This is a genomic window from Streptomyces colwelliae (assembly GCF_048158785.1).
Lineage (GTDB): Bacteria > Actinomycetota > Actinomycetes > Streptomycetales > Streptomycetaceae > Streptomyces.
The window spans coordinates 1-383 of record NZ_JBLTJC010001083.1 but is presented as its reverse complement, the minus strand read 5'-3'; the positions used below and the strand labels follow the sequence as shown (position 1 = coordinate 383).

Genomic DNA, 383 nt, shown 5'->3' with positions numbered 1-383 from the left:
ATGGCGAACCCAGCGAATTGCCGCCGGGACCCGACTCGAACGAGTCGGTGGCCTCGCCCGAACTGACCGAGCAGAAGGCCGAGCTCAAGGAGAGCAGCCTTCCCAAGGACGTCCCGATGGAGGTCGCGGACGCCGACCGGGCCGTGACGATGAACGAGACCAAGAAGCCGGTCGAGGAGGAGACAAAGGAATCGGTTGTTCCCACGACCGCCTCTGTGGCTTCGCCCGCTGCCGAAGCGACGGCGATGCCGACCTCGGACGCCGAAAAGAAGAGCGATCGCTCGGTCCGCATTCGCCAGGGCTGGGAAAAGGACCTGGTCGCGCATCTCGACCGGCACAAGCGCTATCCCAAGGGCCTGGTCAAGGCCGCCGAACTCTCGGTT

General features: G+C 65.3%; 1 protein-coding gene. It reads left to right on the top strand.

Translation table 11 applies throughout. The annotated features are described in order from the left end of the window. On the top strand, positions 1-383 hold a 383-nt coding region (locus ACNFOC_RS55920; RefSeq protein WP_416966514.1), incomplete at both ends, for a hypothetical protein.